22 protein-coding genes are annotated in these 20622 nt (G+C 73.4%); 13 read left to right on the forward strand and 9 right to left on the reverse strand.

Annotated elements, in window-relative coordinates:
• Positions 1–5: 5 nt before the first annotated feature.
• Positions 6–866 carry a 3-hydroxybutyryl-CoA dehydrogenase gene (locus tag ACZ5CZ_RS03060; protein ID WP_385844493.1) on the reverse strand — a complete coding sequence of 287 codons (861 nt, stop codon included), beginning with the start codon at positions 864–866 and terminating at the stop codon, positions 6–8.
• A 169-nt stretch (positions 867–1035) separates the two neighbouring features.
• On the opposite strand from ACZ5CZ_RS03060, the gene ACZ5CZ_RS03065 reads away from it, so the two are divergent.
• Positions 1036–2259 carry a glycoside hydrolase family 10-like protein gene (locus tag ACZ5CZ_RS03065; RefSeq protein WP_468938654.1) on the forward strand — a complete coding sequence of 408 codons (1224 nt, stop codon included), beginning with the start codon at positions 1036–1038 and terminating at the stop codon, positions 2257–2259.
• Between the two features lies 1 nt (position 2260).
• Here ACZ5CZ_RS03065 and ACZ5CZ_RS03070 read toward each other — a convergent pair whose 3' ends face one another.
• Positions 2261–2458, reverse strand: a complete 198-nt coding sequence (locus ACZ5CZ_RS03070) for a DUF1918 domain-containing protein (protein ID WP_385844491.1) — start codon at positions 2456–2458, stop codon at positions 2261–2263.
• Positions 2459–2476: 18 nt separating this feature from the next.
• Positions 2477–3388: a DMT family transporter gene (locus ACZ5CZ_RS03075; RefSeq protein ID WP_385844490.1), complete on the reverse strand. Its 912-nt coding sequence runs from the start codon at positions 3386–3388 to the stop codon at positions 2477–2479.
• On the opposite strand from ACZ5CZ_RS03075, the gene ACZ5CZ_RS03080 reads away from it, so the two are divergent.
• Positions 3387–4820, forward strand: a complete 1434-nt coding sequence (locus tag ACZ5CZ_RS03080) for an aminotransferase-like domain-containing protein (RefSeq protein WP_468938657.1) — start codon at positions 3387–3389, stop codon at positions 4818–4820. The two genes, ACZ5CZ_RS03075 and ACZ5CZ_RS03080, sit on opposite strands and share 2 nt — an antisense overlap.
• Here ACZ5CZ_RS03080 and ACZ5CZ_RS03085 read toward each other — a convergent pair.
• Positions 4817–5431, reverse strand: coding sequence for a DUF6461 domain-containing protein (locus ACZ5CZ_RS03085; protein WP_468938660.1), 615 nt, complete (start codon positions 5429–5431; stop codon positions 4817–4819). The two genes, ACZ5CZ_RS03080 and ACZ5CZ_RS03085, sit on opposite strands and share 4 nt — an antisense overlap.
• Before the next feature lie 97 nt (positions 5432–5528).
• Between ACZ5CZ_RS03085 and ACZ5CZ_RS03090 the strand changes: the two genes are divergently transcribed.
• A complete protein-coding gene (locus ACZ5CZ_RS03090) occupies positions 5529–6122 on the forward strand; it encodes a histidine phosphatase family protein (RefSeq protein ID WP_385844487.1) in 594 nt (197 codons plus the stop codon).
• Here ACZ5CZ_RS03090 and ACZ5CZ_RS03095 read toward each other — a convergent pair.
• Genes ACZ5CZ_RS03095 through ACZ5CZ_RS03105 form a run of 3 tightly spaced genes read right to left on the reverse strand, consistent with a single transcriptional unit; the run spans position 6104 to position 7419 of the window.
• Positions 6104–6574, reverse strand: coding sequence for a DUF6314 family protein (locus ACZ5CZ_RS03095; RefSeq protein WP_468938664.1), 471 nt, complete (start codon positions 6572–6574; stop codon positions 6104–6106). The genes ACZ5CZ_RS03090 and ACZ5CZ_RS03095 overlap by 19 nt on opposite strands.
• A gap of 9 nt (positions 6575–6583) precedes the next feature.
• Positions 6584–6997 (reverse strand): carboxymuconolactone decarboxylase family protein, encoded by a 414-nt coding sequence (locus ACZ5CZ_RS03100; protein ID WP_385844485.1) that lies wholly within the window; start codon positions 6995–6997, stop codon positions 6584–6586.
• Positions 6994–7419: a MerR family transcriptional regulator gene (locus ACZ5CZ_RS03105; protein WP_385844484.1), complete on the reverse strand. Its 426-nt coding sequence runs from the start codon at positions 7417–7419 to the stop codon at positions 6994–6996. Before ACZ5CZ_RS03105 ends, ACZ5CZ_RS03100 begins: the two co-directional genes overlap by 4 nt.
• A 265-nt stretch (positions 7420–7684) precedes the next feature.
• On the opposite strand from ACZ5CZ_RS03105, the gene ACZ5CZ_RS03110 reads away from it, so the two are divergent.
• The 10 genes from ACZ5CZ_RS03110 (at position 7685) to ACZ5CZ_RS03155 (ending at position 17965) form a co-directional block, all read left to right on the forward strand.
• Complete coding sequence (locus tag ACZ5CZ_RS03110; protein ID WP_468938668.1) at positions 7685–10219, forward strand: YfhO family protein; 2535 nt, start codon at positions 7685–7687, stop codon at positions 10217–10219.
• A 24-nt stretch (positions 10220–10243) separates the two neighbouring features.
• On the forward strand, positions 10244–11194 hold the full coding sequence (locus tag ACZ5CZ_RS03115) for a glycosyltransferase family 2 protein (RefSeq protein WP_385844482.1): 951 nt from the start codon (positions 10244–10246) through the stop codon (positions 11192–11194).
• A complete protein-coding gene (locus tag ACZ5CZ_RS03120; RefSeq protein WP_385844481.1) occupies positions 11191–11565 on the forward strand; it encodes a GtrA family protein in 375 nt (124 codons plus the stop codon). Before ACZ5CZ_RS03115 ends, ACZ5CZ_RS03120 begins: the two co-directional genes overlap by 4 nt.
• Positions 11566–11610: 45 nt before the next feature.
• Positions 11611–12639, forward strand: coding sequence for an N-acetyl-gamma-glutamyl-phosphate reductase (gene argC / locus ACZ5CZ_RS03125; RefSeq protein WP_468938671.1), 1029 nt, complete (start codon positions 11611–11613; stop codon positions 12637–12639).
• An 88-nt stretch (positions 12640–12727) separates the two neighbouring features.
• On the forward strand, positions 12728–13879 hold the full coding sequence (gene argJ, locus ACZ5CZ_RS03130) for a bifunctional glutamate N-acetyltransferase/amino-acid acetyltransferase ArgJ (protein WP_468938673.1): 1152 nt from the start codon (positions 12728–12730) through the stop codon (positions 13877–13879).
• A complete protein-coding gene (gene argB, locus ACZ5CZ_RS03135; protein WP_385844478.1) occupies positions 13876–14781 on the forward strand; it encodes an acetylglutamate kinase in 906 nt (301 codons plus the stop codon). Before argJ ends, argB begins: the two co-directional genes overlap by 4 nt.
• Positions 14778–15986 (forward strand): acetylornithine transaminase, encoded by a 1209-nt coding sequence (locus ACZ5CZ_RS03140; protein WP_468938676.1) that lies wholly within the window; start codon positions 14778–14780, stop codon positions 15984–15986. The genes argB and ACZ5CZ_RS03140 overlap by 4 nt, the downstream gene beginning before the upstream one ends.
• A gap of 7 nt (positions 15987–15993) precedes the next feature.
• Entirely contained in the window at positions 15994–16539 is a 546-nt protein-coding gene (locus ACZ5CZ_RS03145; RefSeq protein ID WP_385844476.1) for an arginine repressor, read from the forward strand.
• Between the two features lie 108 nt (positions 16540–16647).
• Positions 16648–17235 carry an RNA polymerase sigma factor gene (locus tag ACZ5CZ_RS03150; protein ID WP_467543742.1) on the forward strand — a complete coding sequence of 196 codons (588 nt, stop codon included), beginning with the start codon at positions 16648–16650 and terminating at the stop codon, positions 17233–17235.
• Positions 17225–17965 (forward strand): zf-HC2 domain-containing protein, encoded by a 741-nt coding sequence (locus ACZ5CZ_RS03155; RefSeq protein WP_385844474.1) that lies wholly within the window; start codon positions 17225–17227, stop codon positions 17963–17965. Before ACZ5CZ_RS03150 ends, ACZ5CZ_RS03155 begins: the two co-directional genes overlap by 11 nt.
• Positions 17966–17974: 9 nt before the next feature.
• On the opposite strand, the gene ACZ5CZ_RS03160 is transcribed toward ACZ5CZ_RS03155, so the two are convergent.
• Together ACZ5CZ_RS03160 and ACZ5CZ_RS03165 are read right to left on the reverse strand one after the other, a co-directional pair.
• Complete coding sequence (locus ACZ5CZ_RS03160; RefSeq protein ID WP_468938680.1) at positions 17975–18814, reverse strand: serine/threonine-protein kinase; 840 nt, start codon at positions 18812–18814, stop codon at positions 17975–17977.
• Positions 18811–20622, reverse strand: coding sequence for an ABC transporter ATP-binding protein (locus ACZ5CZ_RS03165; RefSeq protein WP_468938683.1), 1812 nt, complete (start codon positions 20620–20622; stop codon positions 18811–18813). The genes ACZ5CZ_RS03160 and ACZ5CZ_RS03165 overlap by 4 nt, the downstream gene beginning before the upstream one ends.

The raw sequence follows: 20622 nt of genomic DNA on the forward strand, positions 1-20622 counted from the left end.
CGTAATCAGCCGTAGGTGTAGAACCCCGACCCGGTCTTCCGTCCCAGCCGGCCCGCCTCGACCATGCGCTGCAGCAGCGGGGGAGCGGCGTAGAGCGGCTCCTTGTACTCGGCGTACATCGAGTTGGCGATGGAGACGATGGTGTCCAGGCCGATCAGGTCGGACAGCTTCAACGGGCCCATCGGGTGGGCGCAGCCCATCTCCATGCCGTTGTCGATGTCCTCGCGGCTCGCGATGCCCGACTCGAACATCCGGATCGCGGAGAGCAGATACGGCACGAGCAGCGCGTTCACCACGAAGCCGGAGCGGTCCTGGGCGCGGATGGCGTGCTTGCCGAGCACCTTCTCGGCGAAGACCTGGGCACGGCTGAGGGTGCCCTCGGAGGTGGTGAGCGCCGGGATCAGCTCGACCAGCTTCTGCACCGGAGCCGGGTTGAAGAAGTGGATGCCGACCACATGGTCGGGGCGGGAGGTGGCGACCGCCAGCTTCACCAGCGGGATGGAGGAGGTGTTGGAGGCCAGGATCGCGTCGGGCCGGGTCATCACCTGGTCGAGCACCTGGAAGATCTCGGTCTTGACCTGCTCGTTCTCGACGACGGCCTCGATCACCAGGTCACGGTCGGCGAACTCGCCGAGGTCCGTGGTGAAGCTCAGCCGCGCCTGGGTGGCGTCCCGCTCCGCCTCGCTGATCTTGCCGCGTTCGGCGGCCTTGGCCAGGGAGTTGAGCAGCCGGGTGCGGCCGAACTCCAGGGCCTCGCCGGTGGTCTCGGCGACCTTCACGTCCAGTCCCGCCCGGGCGCACACCTCGGCGATACCCGCGCCCATCTGGCCGCAGCCCACGACTCCGACGCGCTCGATGTCGGTCACATCGTTCCCTTCGCTGGTTCTGTCGGCTCCTGGCAGGACCCCCGGGTTTCGGCGCCTGCTCCGATCGTGCACGTTACCGCCAAGTATCGATGATCGATCGGCCGGGTGGGGGCATCCTGGGCCCGGAACGATCCGCGACGAGACGGATCCGGAGCGTAGGGATGTGCGGATGGGGCGTCTGTCACGGCGGGCCTTCACCCTGGCGGCGCTGTCGGCCCTGGTCACGGCCGAGGACGCGGCGGCGGCCGGAGGTGCGGCGCGGGCCACGGTCGAGATGCGGGGCGTGTGGGTGGCGACCGTCGGCAACCGGGACTGGCCCGCCGAGCCCGGAAGCACCGCCTCCGCCCAGCGCAAGGAGCTGACCGCACTCCTGGACAAGGCGGTACGCGACCGGCTCAACACGGTGTTCCTCCAGGTGCGGCCCGCGGCCGACGCGCTGTGGCCGTCGCCGTACGAGCCGTGGTCCGAGGTGCTCACCGGCACCCAGGGCAAGGACCCCGGCTGGGACCCGCTGGACACCGCCGTCGCGGAGGCCCACGCCCGGGGGCTGAGTCTGCACGCCTGGTTCAACCCGTACCGGATCGCCAACCACACCGACCCCGGGCGGCTCGCCGCCTCCCACCCGGCCCGCAGGCACCCGGACTGGGTGGTGCCGTACGGCGGGAAGCTCTACTACAACCCCGGTCTGCCCCAGGTCCGGTCCTTCGTCCAGCAGACGATGCTCGACGCGGTCGCCCGCTACCCGGTCGACGGGGTCCACTTCGACGACTACTTCTACCCCTATCCGGTCGCCGGGCAGACCTTCGACGACGACGACGCCTACGACCGCTACGGCGGCGACTTCGGCAGCCGGGCCGCCTGGCGGCGGGACAACATCGACAGGCTGGTGCAGGAGACGGCCGCCGCGGTCCGGCGGATCCGGCCCGGCACCGCGTTCGGGATCAGCCCCTTCGGGGTGTGGCGCAACGCCGCCACCGACTCCCGGGGCTCGGACACCCGGGCGGGCGTGCAGACGTACGACGATCTGTACGCGGACACCCGGAAGTGGGTCCGGAAGAACTGGATCGACTACATCGTCCCGCAGCTGTACTGGCACATCGGCTTCGCCGCCGCCGACTACGCGGAGCTGGTCGACTGGTGGGCGTCGGTCGCGAAGGGCACCGCCACCCGGCTCTACATCGGCGAGGCGCTCTACAAGGCGGGTGCCTCCGGGCAGCCCTCGGCGTGGCAGGACCCGGTCGAGCTGTCCCGCCACCTCACCCTCGCCGCCCGCTACTCCCAGGTGCGCGGGCATGTCTTCTTCGCCGCCAGGGACCTGGCGGCGGACCCTGTCGGGGCGATGGCGCGCGTGGTCGCCGATCACTACGGGCGACCGGCGCCGCCGCCGCGCTGAGCTACCGCTGTGGTTCGCCCTTGTGCTTGACCTGGCAGTCGGGACCGGGGGACATGATCGCCTCGTGCCCGTCCTGGAACCGGACGCGGTAGGGCGGGTTGCCCTCGGGGCCCAGCACCTCGACCACTTCCGAGACCTGGTCGTGCTGTCCGACCACCCTGCCGTGCTGGACCAGCTGGTCCCCCTTGGTAGCACGCATGTCAGGCCCTCCTCACGATCACGACCGTTGCGTGACGGCGATGCACACGAGCACCGCCACAGCGGTCAGCGGGGCGGCCGCCGTGAAGTGCTCGCCCAGCAGCAGCGCCGACCACACCAGTGTGAGCAGCGGCTGGGCCAACTGCAACTGGCTCGCGCGCGGGATGCCGATGGCCGCCATGCCCCGGTACCACACCACCAGGCCGAGGAACTGCGAGCCCGCCGCCAGCCACAGCAGTCCGGCGATGCCGTGCCCGGTGAGGTGGACGGGCTCCTGGGCCAGGGCCACCGCGGCGGCCGGCACGCTCAGCGGCAGGCACATCACCAGCGCCCACCCGATCACCTGCCAGCCCGGCATCACCCGGGCCAGCCGGCCGCCCTCGGTGTACCCGGCCGCGCACACCAGCAGGGCCGCGAACAGACAGCCGTCGGCCGCCGTGACCGCGCCTCCGCTCTGGCTGATCGTGAAGCCGGCCACCGCAGCCGCTCCGGCCAGCGCCGCCAGCCAGAACCGGCGCGAGGGCCGGCTGCCCATGCGCAGGGCCGAGAAGACGGCGGTCGTCAGCGGCAGCAGCCCCACCACGACGGCGGCATGGGCGGTGGTGGAGGTCTGCAAGGCGAGTGTGGTCAGCAGCGGGAAGCCCAGCACCACCCCGGCCCCGACGACGGCCAGCCCCGGCAGATGGCGCCGCTCGGGCAGCCGTACGCCGAGCGCGAGCAGACAGCCGCCCGCGATGAGGGCGGCCAGCACCGCGCGCACGGCCACCAGGGACCAGGGGCCGAAGCTCTCCAGCCCCCAGGCGGTGGCCGGGAAGGTCAGCGAGAAGGAGGCCACGCCCAGGGCGGCCTGGGCGGTGCCGAGGCTACGGTGCTTGGCGGGGACGCTGACTGCTATCGGTGTCGCGGTAGTAGCGCTACTCTGTGTCCTCATGCAGCAGAGTAGCAGTGTGGCTGAACTCGCGGAACAGCTCCGGCGCGAGCTGGACCGCTACTCCCCGGGAGGAAAGCTCCCGTCGAGCCGGGCGCTGGTGGAGCGGTTCCGGGTGAGTCCGGTGACCGTCTCCCGGGCCCTCGCCCAGCTCGCCGCCGAGGGGCTGGTGGTCACCCGCCCCGGCGCCGGCGCCTTCCGGGCCCGGCCGCGGACGGCCCCGACACCGGCCGGGGACACCTCCTGGCAGGAGGTCGCGCTGAGCGCCGACGGCACCGGCGACCTGGTCCCGCGCACGGTGGACGCCTCCGGGGTCACCGTCTCGCTCGCCGTACCGCCGCCCGGGGTGCTGGAGTTCAACGGCGGCTATCTGCACCCCTCGCTCCAGCCCGAGCGGGCCATGGCGGCGGCCCTCGCCCGGGCCGGGCGGCGCCCCGGTGCCTGGGGGAGACCGCCGCTGGAGGGGCTGCCGGAGCTGCGGGAGTGGTTCGCCCGGGGGATCGGCGGGGCCGTCACCGCGGCCGAGGTGCTGATCGCGGCGGGCGGCCAGTCCGCGCTGGCCACCGCCCTGCGCGCGGTCGCCCCGCCCGGCGCCCCGGTGCTCGTCGAGTCGCCGACCTACCCGGGGATGCTCGCCCTCGCCCGGGCGGCCGGGCTGCGGCCGGTGCCGGTCCCGGTGGACCCCGACGGCGTACGGCCCGAGCTGCTCGCCGACGCCTTCCGGGCCAGCGGCGCCCGGGTGTTCGTCTGCCAGCCGCTGTTCCAGAACCCGACCGGTGCGGTCCTCGCCCCGCAGCGGCGCGGCGAGGTGCTGCGCATCGCCCGCGAGGCCGGCGCCTTCGTCATCGAGGACGACTTCGTCCGCCGCCTGGTGCACGCCGACGCCGGACCGCTGCCCCGCCCGCTGGCCGCCGACGACCCGGACGGCGTCGTGGTGCACGTCGGGTCGCTGACCAAGGCCACCTCGCCCAGCTTCCGGGTGAGCGCGCTGGCCGCGCACGGACCGGTGCTGGAGCGGCTGCGCGCCATCCAGGTCGTGGACAGCTTCTTCGTCCCCCGGCCGTTGCAGGAGGCCGCCCTGGAACTCGTCGGCTCCCCGGCCTGGCCCCGCCATCTCCGGGCACTCTCGGCCGCCCTGAAGGACCGCCGCGACGCCATGACCGGCGCGCTCGCGCTGCATGTGCCGGAGCTGACCCTCCCGTACATCCCGTCCGGCGGCTACCACCTCTGGGTGCGCCTGCCCGACGGCGCCGACGAGGCGGCGCTGGCCGCCGCCGCCCTCCGCGCGGGCGTCGCCCTCACCCCCGGCCGCCCCTACTTCAGCGCCGAACCCCCCGCGGCCCACCTCCGCCTGAGCTTCGCGGCGGTCGCCGGGACCGGGGAGATCGCGGAGGGGGTCCGGCGGCTGCGGACGGTCTGCGACGAGGTGCTCTAGGCTCCCGGCACCAAGGCGGTGGTGAACTCCAGGGAGGCGAACAGTTCACGGGTCAGCCGGACGCCCGTGATGCGTTCGGCGAGGGCGAAGGCGGCCTCGGTGTGCAGCTCGATGTCCCGCTCCCCGTCCTCCCGCAGATCGAAGCCGGACTCCCGCATCTGCGGCACGAGTTCGTCCGGGTGGGTGCCGTGGCGCTGGGTCGGGAACAGCGGCTCGAACTGGAGCCGTATCTCGCCGTCCTCGAACCAGTAGAAGTGGTCCACCGCGTTGATGTTCCGGAAGTGCGAGACGGCCGTACGGCCACGGGACACCGGCAGCATCACGTCCGCGAGCGTGCCCAGGAACCCGTTGTACTCGACCATCAGCGTCCAGTCGCCGAGCGCCGCGACACCGACCAGCACGCTCAGGCCGTCGTGCTCGTCCCAGGCGTCGTAGCACGGCTCCTCCAGCTCGGCCACGCCGGTGACGCTGCCCTCCTTCTCCGCCTTCAGCTCCTTCAGCAGCTGCTCGGGCGCGAGCCCCTTCACCAGCGTGACGCAGTAGGCCTCGAGCAGGGGCGCGTGCTCCTCGCGGAGCCACCGGTAGTCCGCGGCCGTCGTGATCTCTGTCATGGCCGCCAGCATGCCACCCCCCACTGACACCCCGTCACGGGTCACTCATCGGTAACACCCCCTTGACCGGTCACCTTCCGCGGCCCACCATCACCGCATGCCACTGAGGGTGACGTTCGTCGCCGCCGCACGCAGCGCACCCCTGCTCGCGGAGCGCTTCGACGACGACCGGCCGCTGGACGGGGCCGGCTGGGACGAGGTGCAGCGGGTCGCCGGAGAGCTGCTGCCGCTGGCCGCGGCCGAGCTGCGCTACTGCTCGCCGACCCCGCGCAGCCGCGCCACCGGCGACGCCCTGGGGTACGCCCCACTGGTGCAGCCGGCGCTGCGCGACTGCGACATGGGCCGCTGGCGCGGGCTGACCCTGGGCGAGGCGATGGCCCGCGAGCCGGAGGCGGTGGACGCCTGGCTGGCCGACCCGCGCGCCACCCCGCACGGCGGCGAGTCGCTGCTGGGCTTCATCTCCCGGGTCGGCGGCTGGCTGGAGACCCGGCCGACCACGGACGGCGGCCGGATCGTGGCGGTCGCCGAGCCGTCCGTGATCCGGGCGGCCCTCGTGTACGCGCTGAAGGCGCCGCCGTCGAGCTACTGGAACATCGATGTCCGGCCGCTGAGCACGAGCACCGTCTCCGGCCGGGGCGGCCGCTGGAACCTCTGCCTCGACGCCGTCCCCGCTCAGCGCACGCGTGTGTAGTCGGTGACGAGCAGCAGGTCCTTCGCCGGGCCGCCGACCCGCCACACCGTGCGCCAGTGGTCGGCGTCCGCGACGGTGAACTCCCCCCGGTAGAGGTCCGCCGCGCACGGGTGCTCGGCGACATACCGCCCGGTGGTCAGGTCCAGCGCGTGGAAGGGGCGGCCGTCGGCGAACCGGACGTCCGCCGTGCCCGGCGCGGACCCCGGCAGGAACCGCAGCGTCCGGCTGGCCGGCCTCGTCACGCCCTGCCAGGTGAAGGTGCCCGACTCCGTGTGCAGCAGCCCGCCCCCGTCCGCCGCGCCGAACTCGGTGCGCCCCTCGAAGCGCCCCTCGTCCCCGCTCGCCAGATCCCGCACACTCCGCTCGACCCGCCAGCACCCGGCCAGGTACGCGAGCACATCCGGGACGGGCCACGGGGCCTGGGGGTCGAGCGGCGGCCGGGGGGTGTCCATGGGCCGAGCTTATGCGTGCTGTCCGAGCGGCAGCAGCCCGCGCTCGGCGAAGACCTTCTTCGCCGCGAAGGTCGCGTTCAGCGCCTTCGGCATGCCGCAGTAGACGGCGGAGTGCAGCAGCGCCTCCACGATCTCCTCCGGCGTGAGCCCCACGTTGAGGGCCGCGTTCACATGCACGTCCAGCTGGGCCTCGCAGCCGCCGAGCGCGGTGAGCATGCCGAGGGTGACCAGCTGGCGGTCGCGCGGGGCCAGCCCGGGCCGGTCGTAGATCTCCCCGAAGGCCCAGGAGACGACCTGGTGGCCCAGCTCCGGGCTGATGTCGGCGAGCGAGTCCACGACTCGCTGCCCGGCCTCCCCGTCGACCCTCTTCAGGACCTCCAGGCCGTGGGCGAAGCGCTCGTCACGGGTGGTGCTCTTGCTCATCTCTCGCCGTCCGTCTCCGGCTGCGGGGCGTCCAGCAGCCGTTCGTAGTGTTCGATCTTGTCGTCCAGCGCGGACGCGTTGCGCCGCAGCGCCCGGATCCGCACGGCCAGCTCGGCGCGGTGCGCCCGGAGCAGCTCCAGCCGCTCGGCGACCGTCGCGTCCCCCGCCGCCCGCAGCCGTGCGAAACGCTGCATGTCGGCGATCGACATGCCGGTCTCGCGCAGCCGCAGCAGGAACTCCAGCCAGAGCAGGTCCGCGGCCTGGTACCGCCGCTGGTTGCCGGTGGTCCGGCCGACCCGCTCGATCAGGCCGGACTTCTCGTAGTAGCGCAGCGTGTCGTGCGACAGGCCAGTGCGCTCGGCCACCTGGGCGATGGTCAGGGAGGTGTCCCGGTCCTGCGGGAGGGGCTGTCCGCTGGTCATGACAAGAACGGTAGAACCTGGAGTGCGCTCCAGGTCAAGCCGCGGGCCGGCGGCCGGCTCCGGCGGTCGCACCGCCCGTACGGCCGGTGTTTTCCGGCGCGTCATTTAATTCACTCCGTGTTTCCCGAATTCCCTGGCTGTCGCACCAATTTTCGGTGAGCGCACAACCAACCGGAATCAGTGCCCGTCTAGGACGGCGAAAAGACCCGGAGATATCTGCCGAGGGGGCGCCGGAAATGCATCGACACCCGGACGGGAACAGGGCGTGAAAGCGGTATCGCGTCCGAAAGGAGCCGCCGCGCTGCTCGCGGCGGCCGTGGCCGTCACGGTGTTCTGCGCCGCCGACGCCCTCGCCCGCAGCTACCCCTTCGGCCCCCGCACCCGCAGCGTCAACGACCTGGGCAACCAGTACGTGCCCTTCCACGCCCACCTCTGGGACCTGCTGCACGGGCGCGCCGACGGCGGTCTCCTCGTCAACTGGCAGTCCGGCTACGGCTCCTCCTTCCTGCCCGACCTCGGCACCTACCTCGGCAGCCCGTTCGCCCCGCTCGTGGCGCTCTTCCCGCGGGACGAGATCGACCTCGCCGTCTACACCGTCACCGTCCTGAAGACCGCCTGCGCCGCGGCCGCCATGGCCTGCCTGCTGCTCACCCTGCGCTCCGGCCGCTGGTGGGCGGCCGCGCTGCTCGGCGCCTCCTACGCGCTGTGCGGCTGGACCGTCGCGGACGCCGACTACAACCCCATGTGGCTCGACGGCCTGATCGCCCTGCCGCTGCTGTGCCTGGCCGGGGAGCGCGCTCTGGCGGGGCGCCGGTGGCTGCCCGGGGTGCCGCTCGTCGCGCTCGCCTGGACCGCCAACTTCTACACCGCGTACATGGCCACCCTGGGCGCCGGTCTGGTCGTCCTGCTGCGTCTGCTGCTCGCCCGGCCGCCCCGCGGGCAGGCACTGCGCGCCGCCGGACGCGCCCTGCTCACCCTCGCCCTCGGCGTCGGCCTGGCCGCCCCGCTCGTCACGGTCGTCTACTTCGGCACCCGGCACGCCTACCCGGGCGCGGTGCGGCAGTTCGGCCCGGTGCCCACCGAGGACCTGCTCGCCCGGCTGCTGCCCACGACCTACGGTTTCGGCTCCCCGGCCCTCTACGTGGGCACCACCGCCCTGCTGCTCGCCCTCGCCCTGCCCTTCCACCGGGCGGTGCCCGCCCGGGTCCGCGCGGGCTGGACCGGGCTGGTGCTCGCGGTGACCCTCTCCCTCCAGTGGGCGCCCACCCACCTCCTCTGGCACGCCTTCGCCACCCCGCAGGGCAGCCCCTACCGGCAGACCTTCGTCCTGTGCGGGCTGCTGGTCCTCGCCGCCTGGCACGCCCTGGCCTACGGCCCGCCGGACCGGCGCGCCCTGGCGGCCGGGACCGCGCTGCTCGTCCTGCTCGCCGCCGTCGCGGCCCGCAGCCCGCTGGTACGGCCGCACACCTGGCCGGTGCTGCTGCTCGCCGCCGCCGGCACCCTCGGCGGCCTCGCCCTGCTGCGCCGCGCCGGGCACCGCACGGCCCTGACCGCCCTGGCCGCCGTCCTCCTGCTCGGCGCGCAGGCCGGGGAGACCGCCGCCACCTCCGCCGTCGCCACCGGGCTGCGGCTGCGCCACCTGGACCACTACGCGCCCTGGGGGCAGCGGCAGGCCCGGCAGGCGGCCGCGGTCGCCGCGGCCGACGACTGGCCCCGCCACCGCACCGACCCCGGCCGCGAACAGACCACCGGCAACGACCCGCTGCTGGTCGGCGGCCAGGGCGCCGCCTACTACAGCAGCCTCACCTCCGACGTCCTCAGCCGCACCCTCACCGCGCTGGGCGGCGGCTGGACCTCGCGCGGGCGCAGCGTGCAGAGCCTGGACAACGCGGTCACGGACGTCCTCTTCTCCGTCGGCGCCCGGGTGCACAGCCCGCCGCCGGGCCAGGCCGGTCCGGTGCGCGTCACCCGCCGGGACGTCCCGCCCCTGGTCACGGTGCGGGCCGCGCCGGAGCGGCGGCCGTTCGGCCGCTCGCCGTACCGCAACCAGGAACTCCTGCTCGGCAGCCGCGTGTACACCGTGCCCCGGCTCACCGTGGCGGACGACACCGGACGGCAGGTGAGGTCCGGCCGGGTCGGCTCGGGTACCGCGGCGGCCCGCCCGGTGGTCACCGCCCGCTGCCCGGCCGGGACCGAGGTGCACCTGTGGGCGCCGTACTACTCCGGGACCGCCCGGCTCGCGCGCGGCGGCGCCGGGCCGGCCCGCTTCCACGCCGCGTATCCGCGCAACCGCGCGGCCATGGCACCGCTGGGCACCGCGCCGGCCTCCGGGCGGGTGCGGATCGAGCTGAGCCCGGACCGGCCCGGCAGTATCCCGTCCGGCGCGGTCGGCTGCCTGGACACCGGGCGGCTGCGCGCCGCCGCCGCCCGGCTGACGGCGGGCGGGGCCACCCGCGTCACCGTCTCGGACGGCACCCTGCGGGCCCGGCTGCCCGCCGGCAGCGCCGGGATCGCGGTCGTCGCGGCCCCCCGGATCGCCGGCTGGCGCTGCGCCACCGGCGCCGGGCCCGAGCGCCCCGCCGGGCGGTACCACGGTCTGATCGCCGTGCCGCTGGAGCCCGGCACCACCACGCTGACCTGCACTTTCCATCCGCCCGGCGAGCGGCTCGGGCTGACCGTCGGGGCCGGTTCGCTGCTCGCCCTCGGGCTGCTCGCGGCGCCCGCCGCGCTCCGCCGCCGACGCGCCCCTGCGCCGCCCGCGACCACACCGCCGCGCGAGCGCCTGACCACCGCCCGCTGACCGCGTCCCTGGGGGGAACCCGCCATGCTGATCTCGATCGTCGCGCCCTGCTACAACGAGGAAGCCGTCCTCGCCCGCTTCCACGAGGAGGTCCAGAAGGTCGCGGAGGAGCTGCTTCCGCTCGGCCACGACATGGAGTTCGTCTACGTCGACGACGGCAGCCGGGACGGCACCCTCGCCGTCCTGGAACGCCTCGCCGGCCTCGACGCCCGCGTCCGGTACGTCTCCTTCAGCCGCAACTTCGGCAAGGAGGCCGCCCTGCTGGCCGGTCTGCGGCACGCTGCCGGCGACTCGGTGATCGTCATGGACGCCGACCTCCAGCACCCGCCGGAGCTGATCAAGCGGATGGTGGCGCTGCGCGAACAGGGCCACGACCAGGTCATCGCCCGCCGCGACCGCACCGGCGACGGCGTCACCCGGACCCTCACCGCGCGGCTGTACTACCGGCTCGTCAACCGCCTGGTCGACGTCGAGCTGGTGGACGGCGTCGGCGACTTCCGGCTGCTGTCGCGCCGGGTGGTGGACGCCGTGCTCGCGCTGACCGAGTACAACCGCTTCTCCAAGGGCCTGTTCGCCTGGGTGGGCTTCCCGAGCGTCACCTTCGACTACCCGAACGCCGCGCGCGAGGGCGGCCGCAGCTCCTGGAACCTGCGCGGCCTGCTCAACTACGGCATCGACGGCCTGCTGTCCTTCAACAACCGCCCGCTGCGCGCCGCCCTCTGGCTCGGCATGGCCCTGCTGCTGTGCGCCGGGCTCTACACGGCCTGGATCGTGGGCGCCGCCCTCGTCCACGGCGTCCAGACACCCGGCTATGTGACCATGATCACCGCCGTGACGGCCCTCGCGGGCGTGCAGATGGTCATGCTGGGAGTGATCGGGGAGTACACGGGACGCATCTACTACGAGGTGAAGGGCCGCCCGCACTTCCTGGTGAAGGCGACCAACGTGGAACGGACGAAAGACCTCATCCCTTGATCCCCAGGCAGATATTCACCTTCGCCGCGGTAGGCGTCGTCAATACGGCCGCCTATTACCTGCTGTACCTGCTGTTCCTCACCTGGCTGCCGTATCTGGCCGCGCATGTGCTGGCCTTCGCGATCAGCATGGTCGGCTCCTTTTTCCTGAACGCGCGCTTCACCTACCGGGTCCGGCCCACCTGGCGGAAGTTCCTGCTGTTCCCGCTGACGAACCTGGCGAACTTCCTGATCACCACCGCGGGGGTCTACGTGATCGTGGACGTCCTGCACGCCGGCAGCCGCTTCGCCCCCCTCGTCGCCTCGGCGGCCGCGATCCCGATCACCTTCCTGGTGTCCCGCTGGGTGATGCTCCCCAAGTCGATTGCATAAACGTGCAGCGATACGTATAGTCATGCCATCCAGAGGAGGGTGGACATGGCGGTACGTGCGGCGGTGGCCGGAGCGAGCGGATACGCGGGTGGAGAGGTCCTGCGCCTGCTCCTCGCGCACCCCGAGGTCGAGATCGGTGCCCTGACCGGCAACACCAACGCCGGCCAGCGGCTCGGCGCGCTCCAGCCGCACCTGCTGCCGCTGGCCGACCGGGTGCTGACCGAGACCACGGCCGAGGCGCTCGCCGGGCACGACGTGGTCTTCCTCGCGCTGCCGCACGGGCAGTCCGCCGCCGTGGCCGAGCAGCTCGGCCCGGACGTCCTCGTGATCGACATGGGCGCCGACTTCCGGCTGAAGGACCCGGCCGACTGGGAGAAGTTCTACGGCTCCCCGCACGCCGGCACCTGGCCCTACGGCCTCCCCGAACTTCCGGGTGCCCGCGCCGCGCTGGAGGGGTCCAGGCGCATCGCGGTACCCGGTTGCTACCCCACCGCCGTCACCCTCGCCCTGTACCCCGCCTACGCGGCCGGACTCGCCGAGCCGGAGGCGGTGATCGTCGCCGCGTCCGGCACCTCCGGCGCGGGCAAGGCACCCAAGCCGCACCTGCTCGGCAGCGAGGTCATGGGCTCCATGTCGCCGTACGGCGTCGGCGGCGGCCACCGGCACACCCCCGAGATGATCCAGAACCTCAGCGGGGCGGCCGGGCAGCGGGTCGCCGTCTCCTTCACGCCGACCCTGGCGCCGATGCCCCGCGGAATCCTGGCCACCTGCAACGCCAAGGCCGTCCCCGGGGTGACGGGGGAGTCGCTGCGCGCCGTCTACCAGAAGGCCTACGCCGACGAGCCCTTCGTGCACCTGCTCCCCGAGGGCCAGTGGCCGGCGACCGCGTCCGTGTACGGCTCCAACGCCGTCCAGGTGCAGGTCGCGTACGACGGGTCCACCGACCGCATCATCGTGATCAGCGCCATCGACAACCTGACCAAGGGCACCGCGGGCGGTGCCGTACAGAGCATGAACATCGCCCTGGGGCTTGACGAGAGCACCGGGCTTTCCACGATCGGAGTCGCTCCGTGAGCGACGCACGTGCAGCCACCGGGCCGCAGACAACGACGAAAGCCGCACCGGCGCGCTGCGCGGGCGGAGAAGCGAACGAGGAGATGCAGTGAGCGTCACGGCAGCCAAGGGATTCGCGGCGGCGGGTATCGCCGCCGGGATCAAGGAGAACGGCAACCCCGACCTGGCCCTCGTGGTCAACAACGGGCCGCGCCGTGCCGCCGCGGGCGTCTTCACCTCCAACCGTGTGAAGGCCGCGCCGGTGCTGTGGTCGGAGCAGGTCCTCAAGAGCGGCCAGGTCTCCGCCGTCGTCCTCAACTCGGGCGGCGCCAACGCCTGTACGGGCCCCCAGGGCTTCCAGGACACCCACGCCACCGCCGAGAAGGTCGCCGAGGTGCTGGGCCGGGGCGCCATCGAGGTGGCCGTCTGCTCCACCGGTCTCATCGGCGTCCTGCTCCCCATGGACAAGGTCCTCACCGGCGTCGAGACGGCCGCCGCCCAGCTGTCCGAGCACGGCGGCGAGAAGGCCGCCATCGCCATCAAGACCACCGACACCGTGCACAAGACGTCCGTCGTCACCAAGGACGGCTGGACCGTCGGCGGCATGGCCAAGGGCGCCGGCATGCTCGCCCCCGGCCTCGCCACCATGCTGGTCGTCCTCACCACCGACGCCGACCTCGACAGCGAGACCCTGGACCGGGCCCTGCGCGCCGCGACCAGGGTCACCTTCGACCGGGTCGACTCCGACGGCTGCATGTCCACCAACGACACCGTCCTGCTGCTCTCCTCCGGAGCCTCCGGCGTCACCCCGGAGTACAGGGAGTTCGCCGAGGCCGTACGCGAGGTCTGCGCCGACCTCGGCCGCCAGCTCATCGGCGACGCCGAGGGCGCCAGCAAGGACATCAAGGTCGAGGTGGTGGGCGCGGCCAGCGAGGAGGACGCCGTCGAGGTGGGCCGCTCGATCGCCCGCAACAACCTCCTCAAGTGCGCGATCCACGGCGAGGACCCCAACTGGGGCCGCGTGCTGTCCGCCATCGGCACCACCTCCGCCGCCTTCGAGCCGGACCAGCTCAACGTGGCCATCAACGGCGTCTGGGTGTGCAAGAACGGCTCCGTCGGCGAGGACCGCGAGCTGGTCGACATGCGCTACCGCGAGGTGCACATCGTCGCCGACCTGGCCGCGGGCACCGAGACCGCGACCATCTGGACCAACGACCTGACCGCCGACTACGTCCACGAGAACAGCGCCTACTCGTCATGAGCACTCGTAAGCACACGGCCCTGCCGAAAGCGCAGATCCTCATCGAGGCGCTGCCCTGGCTGACCCGGCACCACGGCAAGATCGTCGTCATCAAGTTCGGCGGCAACGCCATGGTGAACGAGGAACTGAAGGCCGCCTTCGCCCAGGACGTCGTCTTCCTGCGGCACGCCGGCCTCAAGCCGGTCGTCGTCCACGGCGGCGGCCCGCAGATCAGCGCCGCCCTCGACAAGCACGGCATCGTCAGCGAGTTCAAGGCGGGCCTGCGCGTCACCACCGAGGACGCCATGGACGTCGTACGGATGGTGCTGGCCGGACAGGTCCAGCGCGAACTGGTCGGCCTGCTCAACCAGCACGGCCCGCTCGCCGTCGGTCTGACCGGCGAGGACGCGCACACCATCACCGCCGTCAAGCACCAGCCGGAGATCGACGGCGAACTGGTCGACATCGGCCGGGTCGGCGAGATCACCGGCATCGACACCGGCGCGATCGAGGCGCTGCTGGCCGACGGCCGGATCCCGGTCGTCTCCTCGATCGCCCGCTCCGAGGACGACCACCATGTCTACAACGTCAATGCTGATACGGCGGCTGCGGCACTCGCTGCGGCACTGGGCGCCGAGACCCTCATGGTCCTCACCGACGTGGAGGGCCTCTACGAGGACTGGCCGAACTCCGACGAGGTGATCAGCCGTCTCACCGCCTCCCAGCTGGAGAAGCTGCTGCCGGAGCTCAGTGCCGGCATGGTGCCGAAGATGGAGGGCTGCCTGCACGCCGTGCGCAACGGCGTGACCACCGCCCGGGTGATCGACGGCCGGGTCCAGCACTCGATCCTGCTGGAGATCTTCACCGACGAGGGCATCGGCACCATGGTCGTGCCCGACGAGCACAAGGGGGACGCGCAGTGACGGGCAACCAGGAGCTGACCCAGCGGTGGCAGGGCTCGCTCATGAACAACTACGGCACCCCGCGGCTGCCCCTGGTGCGCGGTGAGGGCACGAAGCTGTGGGACGCCGACGGCCGCGTCTACCTCGACTTCGTCGGCGGTATCGCCACCAACGCCCTCGGCCACGCCCACCCGGCGATCGTCGAGGCCGTCGGCAGGCAGATCGGCTCCCTCGGCCATGTCTCCAACCTCTTCATGGCCGAGCCCACCATCGCCCTCGCCGAGCGGCTGCTGACGCTGTTCGGCCGGGAGGGCCGGGTCTTCTTCTGCAACTCCGGCGCCGAGGCCAACGAGGCCGCCTTCAAGATCGGCCGGCTGACCGGGCGCACCCATATGGTCGCCACCAACGGCGGCTTCCACGGCCGGACCATGGGCGCCCTCGCGCTCACCGGCCAGCCCGGCAAGCAGGAGCCCTTCCTGCCGCTGCCCGGCGAGGTCACCCACGTCCCCTACGGTGACGCCCAGGCCCTGGCCGCCGCCGTCACCGAGGACACCGCCCTCGTCATCATCGAACCCGTCCAGGGCGAGAACGGCGTCGTCGTCCCGCCCGCCGGCTACCTCAAGGCCGCCCGCGCGATCACCGCCGCCACCGGTGCCCTGCTGGTCCTGGACGAGGTGCAGACCGGCATCGGCCGCACCGGCACCTGGTTCGAGTACCAGGCCCACGAGGGCGTCCTGCCCGATGTCGTCACCCTCGCCAAGCAGCTCGGCGGCGGACTCCCGCTCGGTGCGACCGTCGCCTTCGGCCGCGCCGCCGAACTGCTCCAGCCCGGCCAGCACGGGACGACCTTCGGCGGCAACCCGGTCGCCTGCGCGGCCGGCCTGGCGGTGCTCGACACGATCGCGGCCGAGGGACTGCTGGAGAACGTCAAGCGGCAGGGCGAGAAGCTCCGCCAGGGAATCGAGGCCCTGGGCCACCCGCTGATCGATCACGTCCGTGGTGCCGGCCTGCTCCTGGGTATCGTGCTCACCGGGCCGTACGCAGCGCAGGTGCAGCAGACGGCCCAGGAGGCCGGGTTCCTGGTGAACGCGCCCGCCCCCGACGTCGTGCGGCTCATGCCGCCGCTGAACCTCCGCGACGACGAGACGGGCGCGCTGCTCCAGGCACTGCCCGGCATCCTCGACGCAGCGAACCCGGTGGACGGGGACGGACGATCCGGAGAATGAGACGACGATGAGCCAGGCGCAGGACCAGGAGCAGGCGGCGGGGGCCGGACCGGCCGTACCGCAGACCCGCACCGCACGGCACCGCCGGATCGTGGACATCCTCAACCGGCAGCCGGTGCGCTCGCAGAGCCAGCTGGCCAAGCTGCTCGCCGACGACGGGCTGAGCGTCACCCAGGCGACGCTCTCCCGGGACCTCGACGAGCTGAACGCGGTCAAGATCCGCAACAACGACGGCGACCTGATCTACGCGGTGCCGAGCGAGGGCGGCTTCCGCACCCCGCGCGCTCCGCTGGGCGAGTCGGCGAAGGAGGAGCGGATGCGGCGCCTGTCGCAGGAGCTGCTGATCTCCGCGGAGGCCTCCGCCAACCTCGTGGTCCTGCGCACCCCGCCGGGCGCGGCCCAGTTCCTGGCCTCGGCCATCGACCAGGCAGAGCTGCACGACATCCTCGGCACCATCGCCGGTGACGACACCCTGCTGCTGATCAGCCGGAACCCGACCGGCGGCCAGGCGCTGGCGGACCACCTGCTGCGCCTCGCGCAGAACGGGCACTGACCGGCACCGGCACACCCTGCGGGGTACCGCCCGGCGGCGGACGATGAAGAGGTGGTCCTCCGTCGCCGGCGGGCAATCCCCGGGCGGCCGCCGGCCGTATACACAGATGTGTCGGGTTTCCGGTTCCCCGTGGGCCGTCTCCCGGACGAGGCGCTGCTGTCCGGGCTGGCCACCGGCGATCCCGAACTCGCCGTCGTCTTCGTCCGCCGCTTCCAGCACCGGGTCTTCGGCGTCGCCATGGCCGTCACCGGGGACCAGCAGCTCGCCGAGGACGTCGCCCAGCTGACCTTCGAGCGCGCCTGGCGGCACGCGCAGATCTACGACTCGCGCCGTGGCTCGGTCACCACCTGGCTGACGACCATCGCGCACAACCTCGCCGTCGACGCCGTCCGGGCCCGGCGGACGGAGCCCATGGCCCCCGAGGACATCGACGCCCTCCTCGGTGTCGTCACCGAGACGCCCGAGCAGTGGGCCCTGGCCGACGAGGCCTCCACCCAGCTGCGCGCCGCCGTGTCCCGGCTGCCCCGGGAACAGGCCCGGGCCCTGACCATGGCCGGCGTCTACGGCATGACGGCCCGGCAGATCGCCGACGCGGAGCACATCCCGCTGGGCACCGCCAAGACCCGGATCAGGGCGGCCATGGCCAAACTGCGCGGTACCGTCGCGCCGTCCGAGCGAGGCGACCATGACCAGTGAACCGAACTGCGGCAGACTGCGGGAGATCGGCGCCGAGCTGGCGCTGGGCGTACTGCCGGGCCGCGAGCGGGCGGAGGCGGTCGCCCATCTGGACGGGTGCGCGGACTGCCGGGAGTACGTACGGCAGCTGACCCTGGTCGGCGACCGGCTGATCGGCCTGCTGCCGGACGCCGAGCCGCCGCTCGGCTTCGAGACCCGGGTGGCCCGCAGGCTGGCGGCGAGCGCCGGCCGGGCGCCCGGCCGGCGCTTCTCCGGCCGCACCCGCCGCCTCCGGCTGCGGGTCGCGGCGGCCGGGGCCGCGCTGACGGCCGCCGTCGGGTTCACCGGCTGGGCGGTCGGCACCGCCGTCCAGGACCTCACCGCCGCGCCCTCCGCCGCCGTCGAGTCCGAGCCCATGCTGGTCGGGGACATGACCGCGAGCGGCCGCGGCGGCCGGCCGGCCGGCGAGGTCTACGCCCGCCCCGGCAGCCCCGGCTGGATCTTCGTGTCCGTCGCCCTGACAGGCCCGCACGCCCGCTACTCCGGCCCGGTCACCTGTGTCCTGGTGCGCCCCGACGGCACGGCCGTCCGCCTCGGCGCCTTCGCCCTGCACGACGGGCACGGCGACTGGGGCGCGACGGCGGCCGTCGACCCCGCCGCCGTCTCCGGCGCCCGCCTGCTCACCCCGGACGGCACGGTCCTCGCCACCGCCCGCCTCGGCACCGGCCGCGTGGTGGCACCGGAGCACTGAGGTGCCGGTTCACAGGGGACCGGGCGTCGGCACGGACGCCTCCAGAGCGGTGGTGAGTTCGGCGACCGTGGGGCGGGCGGCGGGGTCGGGGCGCAGACAGGCGTCGACCACCTCGGCGAGCGGCCGGGGCAGCCGCCGCCGGGACCCGACCGGCGGGGCGCTCCGCACCGTCTGCGGACACCGGTCCGGCCCGGTGCCGGTGCCGGTCCCCGCGCAGTCGAACGGCGGCCCCCCACAGGCGACCTCGAACAGCGTGATACCGACGCCCCACACATCGGCGGCGGCCGTCAGCGGCCCGGCGCGGGCCTGCTCCGGAGCCAGGTAGCAGGCGGTGCCGAGGCCGGCGGGGGCGGGCCCGGGCGGCCGCGCCACACTCAGGTCCAGCACCTTCGCATGGCCGCGCTCCACCACCACGTTGGACGGCTTGAGATCCAGATGCAGCAGACCCCGGCCGTGCAGATAGTGGACCGCCGAGCACAGCTGCACCCCGAGCAGCGCCACATCACCGGCGGCCGGCCGGCGTTGCAGCCGGCGCACCAGACGCGCGAGCGTCTCCCCGGTGAGCGTCTCCAGGACGACCAGCGGCTCCGGCGCGGCGAAGGTGTCGTAACCGCGCACCAGATGCGGATGGGTGAACTCCCGCAGCCACCGGCCCTCCCGCAGCAGCCGCTCACCGAGCCGCCGCTCGCCCCGGCGGTCCGGGCGCACCGCCTTGAGCACACACCGGCAGGCCCGTTCCGCGCTCCAGGCGTCGTAGACGTCGAGCCAGCCGGTGCGCACCAGATGGCCGAGGACCGTGTAGCCCGGCACCGGTTCGGTGCCCGCCGCCCAGGGCGCGGGGCCGCTCATGACAGCACCGCGCCCGCGTTCAGCCGGTGCAGCCGGGCGTAGGGTCCCGCCCTGCCGAGCAGCTCCGCAGGGGGGCCGTCCTCCACCACCCGGCCGTGGTCGAGCACCACGATCCGCGTGGCGTCCCGCACCGTCAGCAGGTTGTGGGAGATCACCACGGTGGTCCGCCCGGCCATGAGCCGGCGCAACGGCTCCATGATCCGCCGGCCCGACCGCACGTCCAGCCCGGTGGTCGGCTCGTCCAGCAGCAGCACCGGGGCGTCCCGGATCATCGCCCGCGCGATCGCCAGCCGCTGGCACTGGCCGCCGGACAGGGTGCGGCCGCGCTGGCCGACCAGGGTGTCGTAGCCCTCCGGGAGCCGCTCGATGAACTCGGCCGCGTCCGCGGCCCGCGCCGCCGCGACGATGTCCGCCTCACTCGCCCCCGGCCGCCCGTAGGCGATGTTCTCCCGCACGGTGCCATGGAAGACGAGCGTCTCCTGGAGCACCACCGCGATGCCCTCCCGCACCTCGGCGAGCCGCAGCTCCCGCAGATCGGTGCCGTCCAGCCGGACCGCTCCGCGCTCCGGGTCGTAGAACCGCAGCTGGAGCCGGGCGACCGTCGACTTGCCGGCCCCGCTCGCCCCGACCAGCGCGAGCGTCTCCCCGGGCGCCACCCGGAACGACACGTCCGACAGCGCCCAGGACCCGCTGCCGGGGTAGCGGAACCACACGCCGTCGAACTCCACGTGCCCCCGCACCCGGCCCAGCCTTCGGGGCCGGTCCGCCTCCACGACCTGTGGCCGCTGGTCCAGCAGCTCGATGATCCGCTCCGCCGAGGCGGAGGCGCCGTAGAAGGCGGTGCCGAGCCGGGACAGGTCCCGCACCGGGCCGTAGAGCTTGCCGATCAGCGCCAGGAAGACCAGCAGACCGCCCAGCGTCAGCTGGCCCTGGGACAGCTTCCAGGTGCCGAGGCCCATCACCGCGAGGCCCCCGCACACCTCGATCAGCTCCACCACGGGCCGGTACAGGGCACGGACCCGCGCCGCGGCCAGCGCCGCCCGGAACCGGCCCGCGCTCTCCCGCGCGAAGCGGCGCTCCTCCCAGCCCTGCCGGTTGTACGCCTGCACCAGCGCGACATTGCCGAGCGACTCCTCCACGATCGCGCTGATCGAACCGGTGCGCCGCCGGCGCTCCCGGGAGGCGTCCTTGACCAGCCGGGAGAAGTGCCGCGCGGCCCCCCAGAACAGCGGCACGATGACCAGGGCCAGCAGCGTCAGGTCCCAGCGCAGGTAGAACAGCAGGCCCAGGAAGACACCCAGCCGGATCACGTAGTACAGGGCGTCCGCGACCCCCGAGAGCAGGAACGTCTCGACGGCGTCGACATCGCCGGTGATCCGGGACAGCACGTCCCCGAGCCGGCGCCGTTCGAAGAAGCCCAGGGACAGGCCCTGGACATGGCGGAAGACGTCCGCGCGCAGGGCGAGCAGGAAGCGCTCGCCGACCCAGGTGGACGTCATGTCGTCGGCGAACCCCAGCACACCGGAGCACAGCACCAGTCCCACGTAGGCCGGTGCGATCCAGCGGAAGGGGCTCAGGTCGTGGGGGACCAGCACCTGGTCCACGACCGTCTTGAAGAGCCACAGCTCGGCGGCGTCGACGGCGGGGGCGGTCAGACCGAGCAGCAGCACGGGCAGCAGCCAGCGCCGGCCGCCGCGCGTGTAGGGCCAGAACCGCCGGAACACCTCACGCGGCGACACCTGGGGCGCGGCGGGGACGACGGCAGGAGCGGACCGGGGCGGTCGGTCCCCGGTCCGCTCGGCCCTCAT

Source organism: Streptomyces sp. NPDC031418 (genome assembly GCF_055581605.1).

Excerpts from the sequence above, each read along its gene's own strand:
- ACZ5CZ_RS03165 (WP_468938683.1), bottom strand. The coding sequence starts at position 20,622 with ATGAGGGCCGAGCGGACCGGGGACCGACCGCCCCGGTCCGCTCCTGCC.
- ACZ5CZ_RS03105 (WP_385844484.1), bottom strand. The coding sequence starts at position 7,419 with ATGACCAGCGGACAGCCCCTCCCGCAGGACCGGGACACCTCCCTGACC.
- argB (WP_385844478.1), top strand. The coding sequence starts at position 13,876 with ATGAGCACTCGTAAGCACACGGCCCTGCCGAAAGCGCAGATCCTCATC.
- ACZ5CZ_RS03160 (WP_468938680.1), bottom strand. The coding sequence starts at position 18,814 with ATGAGCGGCCCCGCGCCCTGGGCGGCGGGCACCGAACCGGTGCCGGGC.
- ACZ5CZ_RS03075 (WP_385844490.1), bottom strand. The coding sequence starts at position 3,388 with ATGAGGACACAGAGTAGCGCTACTACCGCGACACCGATAGCAGTCAGC.
- argC (WP_468938671.1), top strand. The coding sequence starts at position 11,611 with ATGGCGGTACGTGCGGCGGTGGCCGGAGCGAGCGGATACGCGGGTGGA.
- ACZ5CZ_RS03070 (WP_385844491.1), bottom strand. The coding sequence starts at position 2,458 with ATGCGTGCTACCAAGGGGGACCAGCTGGTCCAGCACGGCAGGGTGGTC.
- ACZ5CZ_RS03080 (WP_468938657.1), top strand. The coding sequence starts at position 3,387 with ATGCAGCAGAGTAGCAGTGTGGCTGAACTCGCGGAACAGCTCCGGCGC.
- ACZ5CZ_RS03115 (WP_385844482.1), top strand. The coding sequence starts at position 10,244 with ATGCTGATCTCGATCGTCGCGCCCTGCTACAACGAGGAAGCCGTCCTC.
- ACZ5CZ_RS03145 (WP_385844476.1), top strand. The coding sequence starts at position 15,994 with ATGAGCCAGGCGCAGGACCAGGAGCAGGCGGCGGGGGCCGGACCGGCC.
- ACZ5CZ_RS03065 (WP_468938654.1), top strand. The coding sequence starts at position 1,036 with ATGGGGCGTCTGTCACGGCGGGCCTTCACCCTGGCGGCGCTGTCGGCC.
- ACZ5CZ_RS03155 (WP_385844474.1), top strand. The coding sequence starts at position 17,225 with ATGACCAGTGAACCGAACTGCGGCAGACTGCGGGAGATCGGCGCCGAG.
- ACZ5CZ_RS03090 (WP_385844487.1), top strand. The coding sequence starts at position 5,529 with ATGCCACTGAGGGTGACGTTCGTCGCCGCCGCACGCAGCGCACCCCTG.
- ACZ5CZ_RS03095 (WP_468938664.1), bottom strand. The coding sequence starts at position 6,574 with ATGGACACCCCCCGGCCGCCGCTCGACCCCCAGGCCCCGTGGCCCGTC.
- ACZ5CZ_RS03085 (WP_468938660.1), bottom strand. The coding sequence starts at position 5,431 with ATGACAGAGATCACGACGGCCGCGGACTACCGGTGGCTCCGCGAGGAG.
- ACZ5CZ_RS03100 (WP_385844485.1), bottom strand. The coding sequence starts at position 6,997 with ATGAGCAAGAGCACCACCCGTGACGAGCGCTTCGCCCACGGCCTGGAG.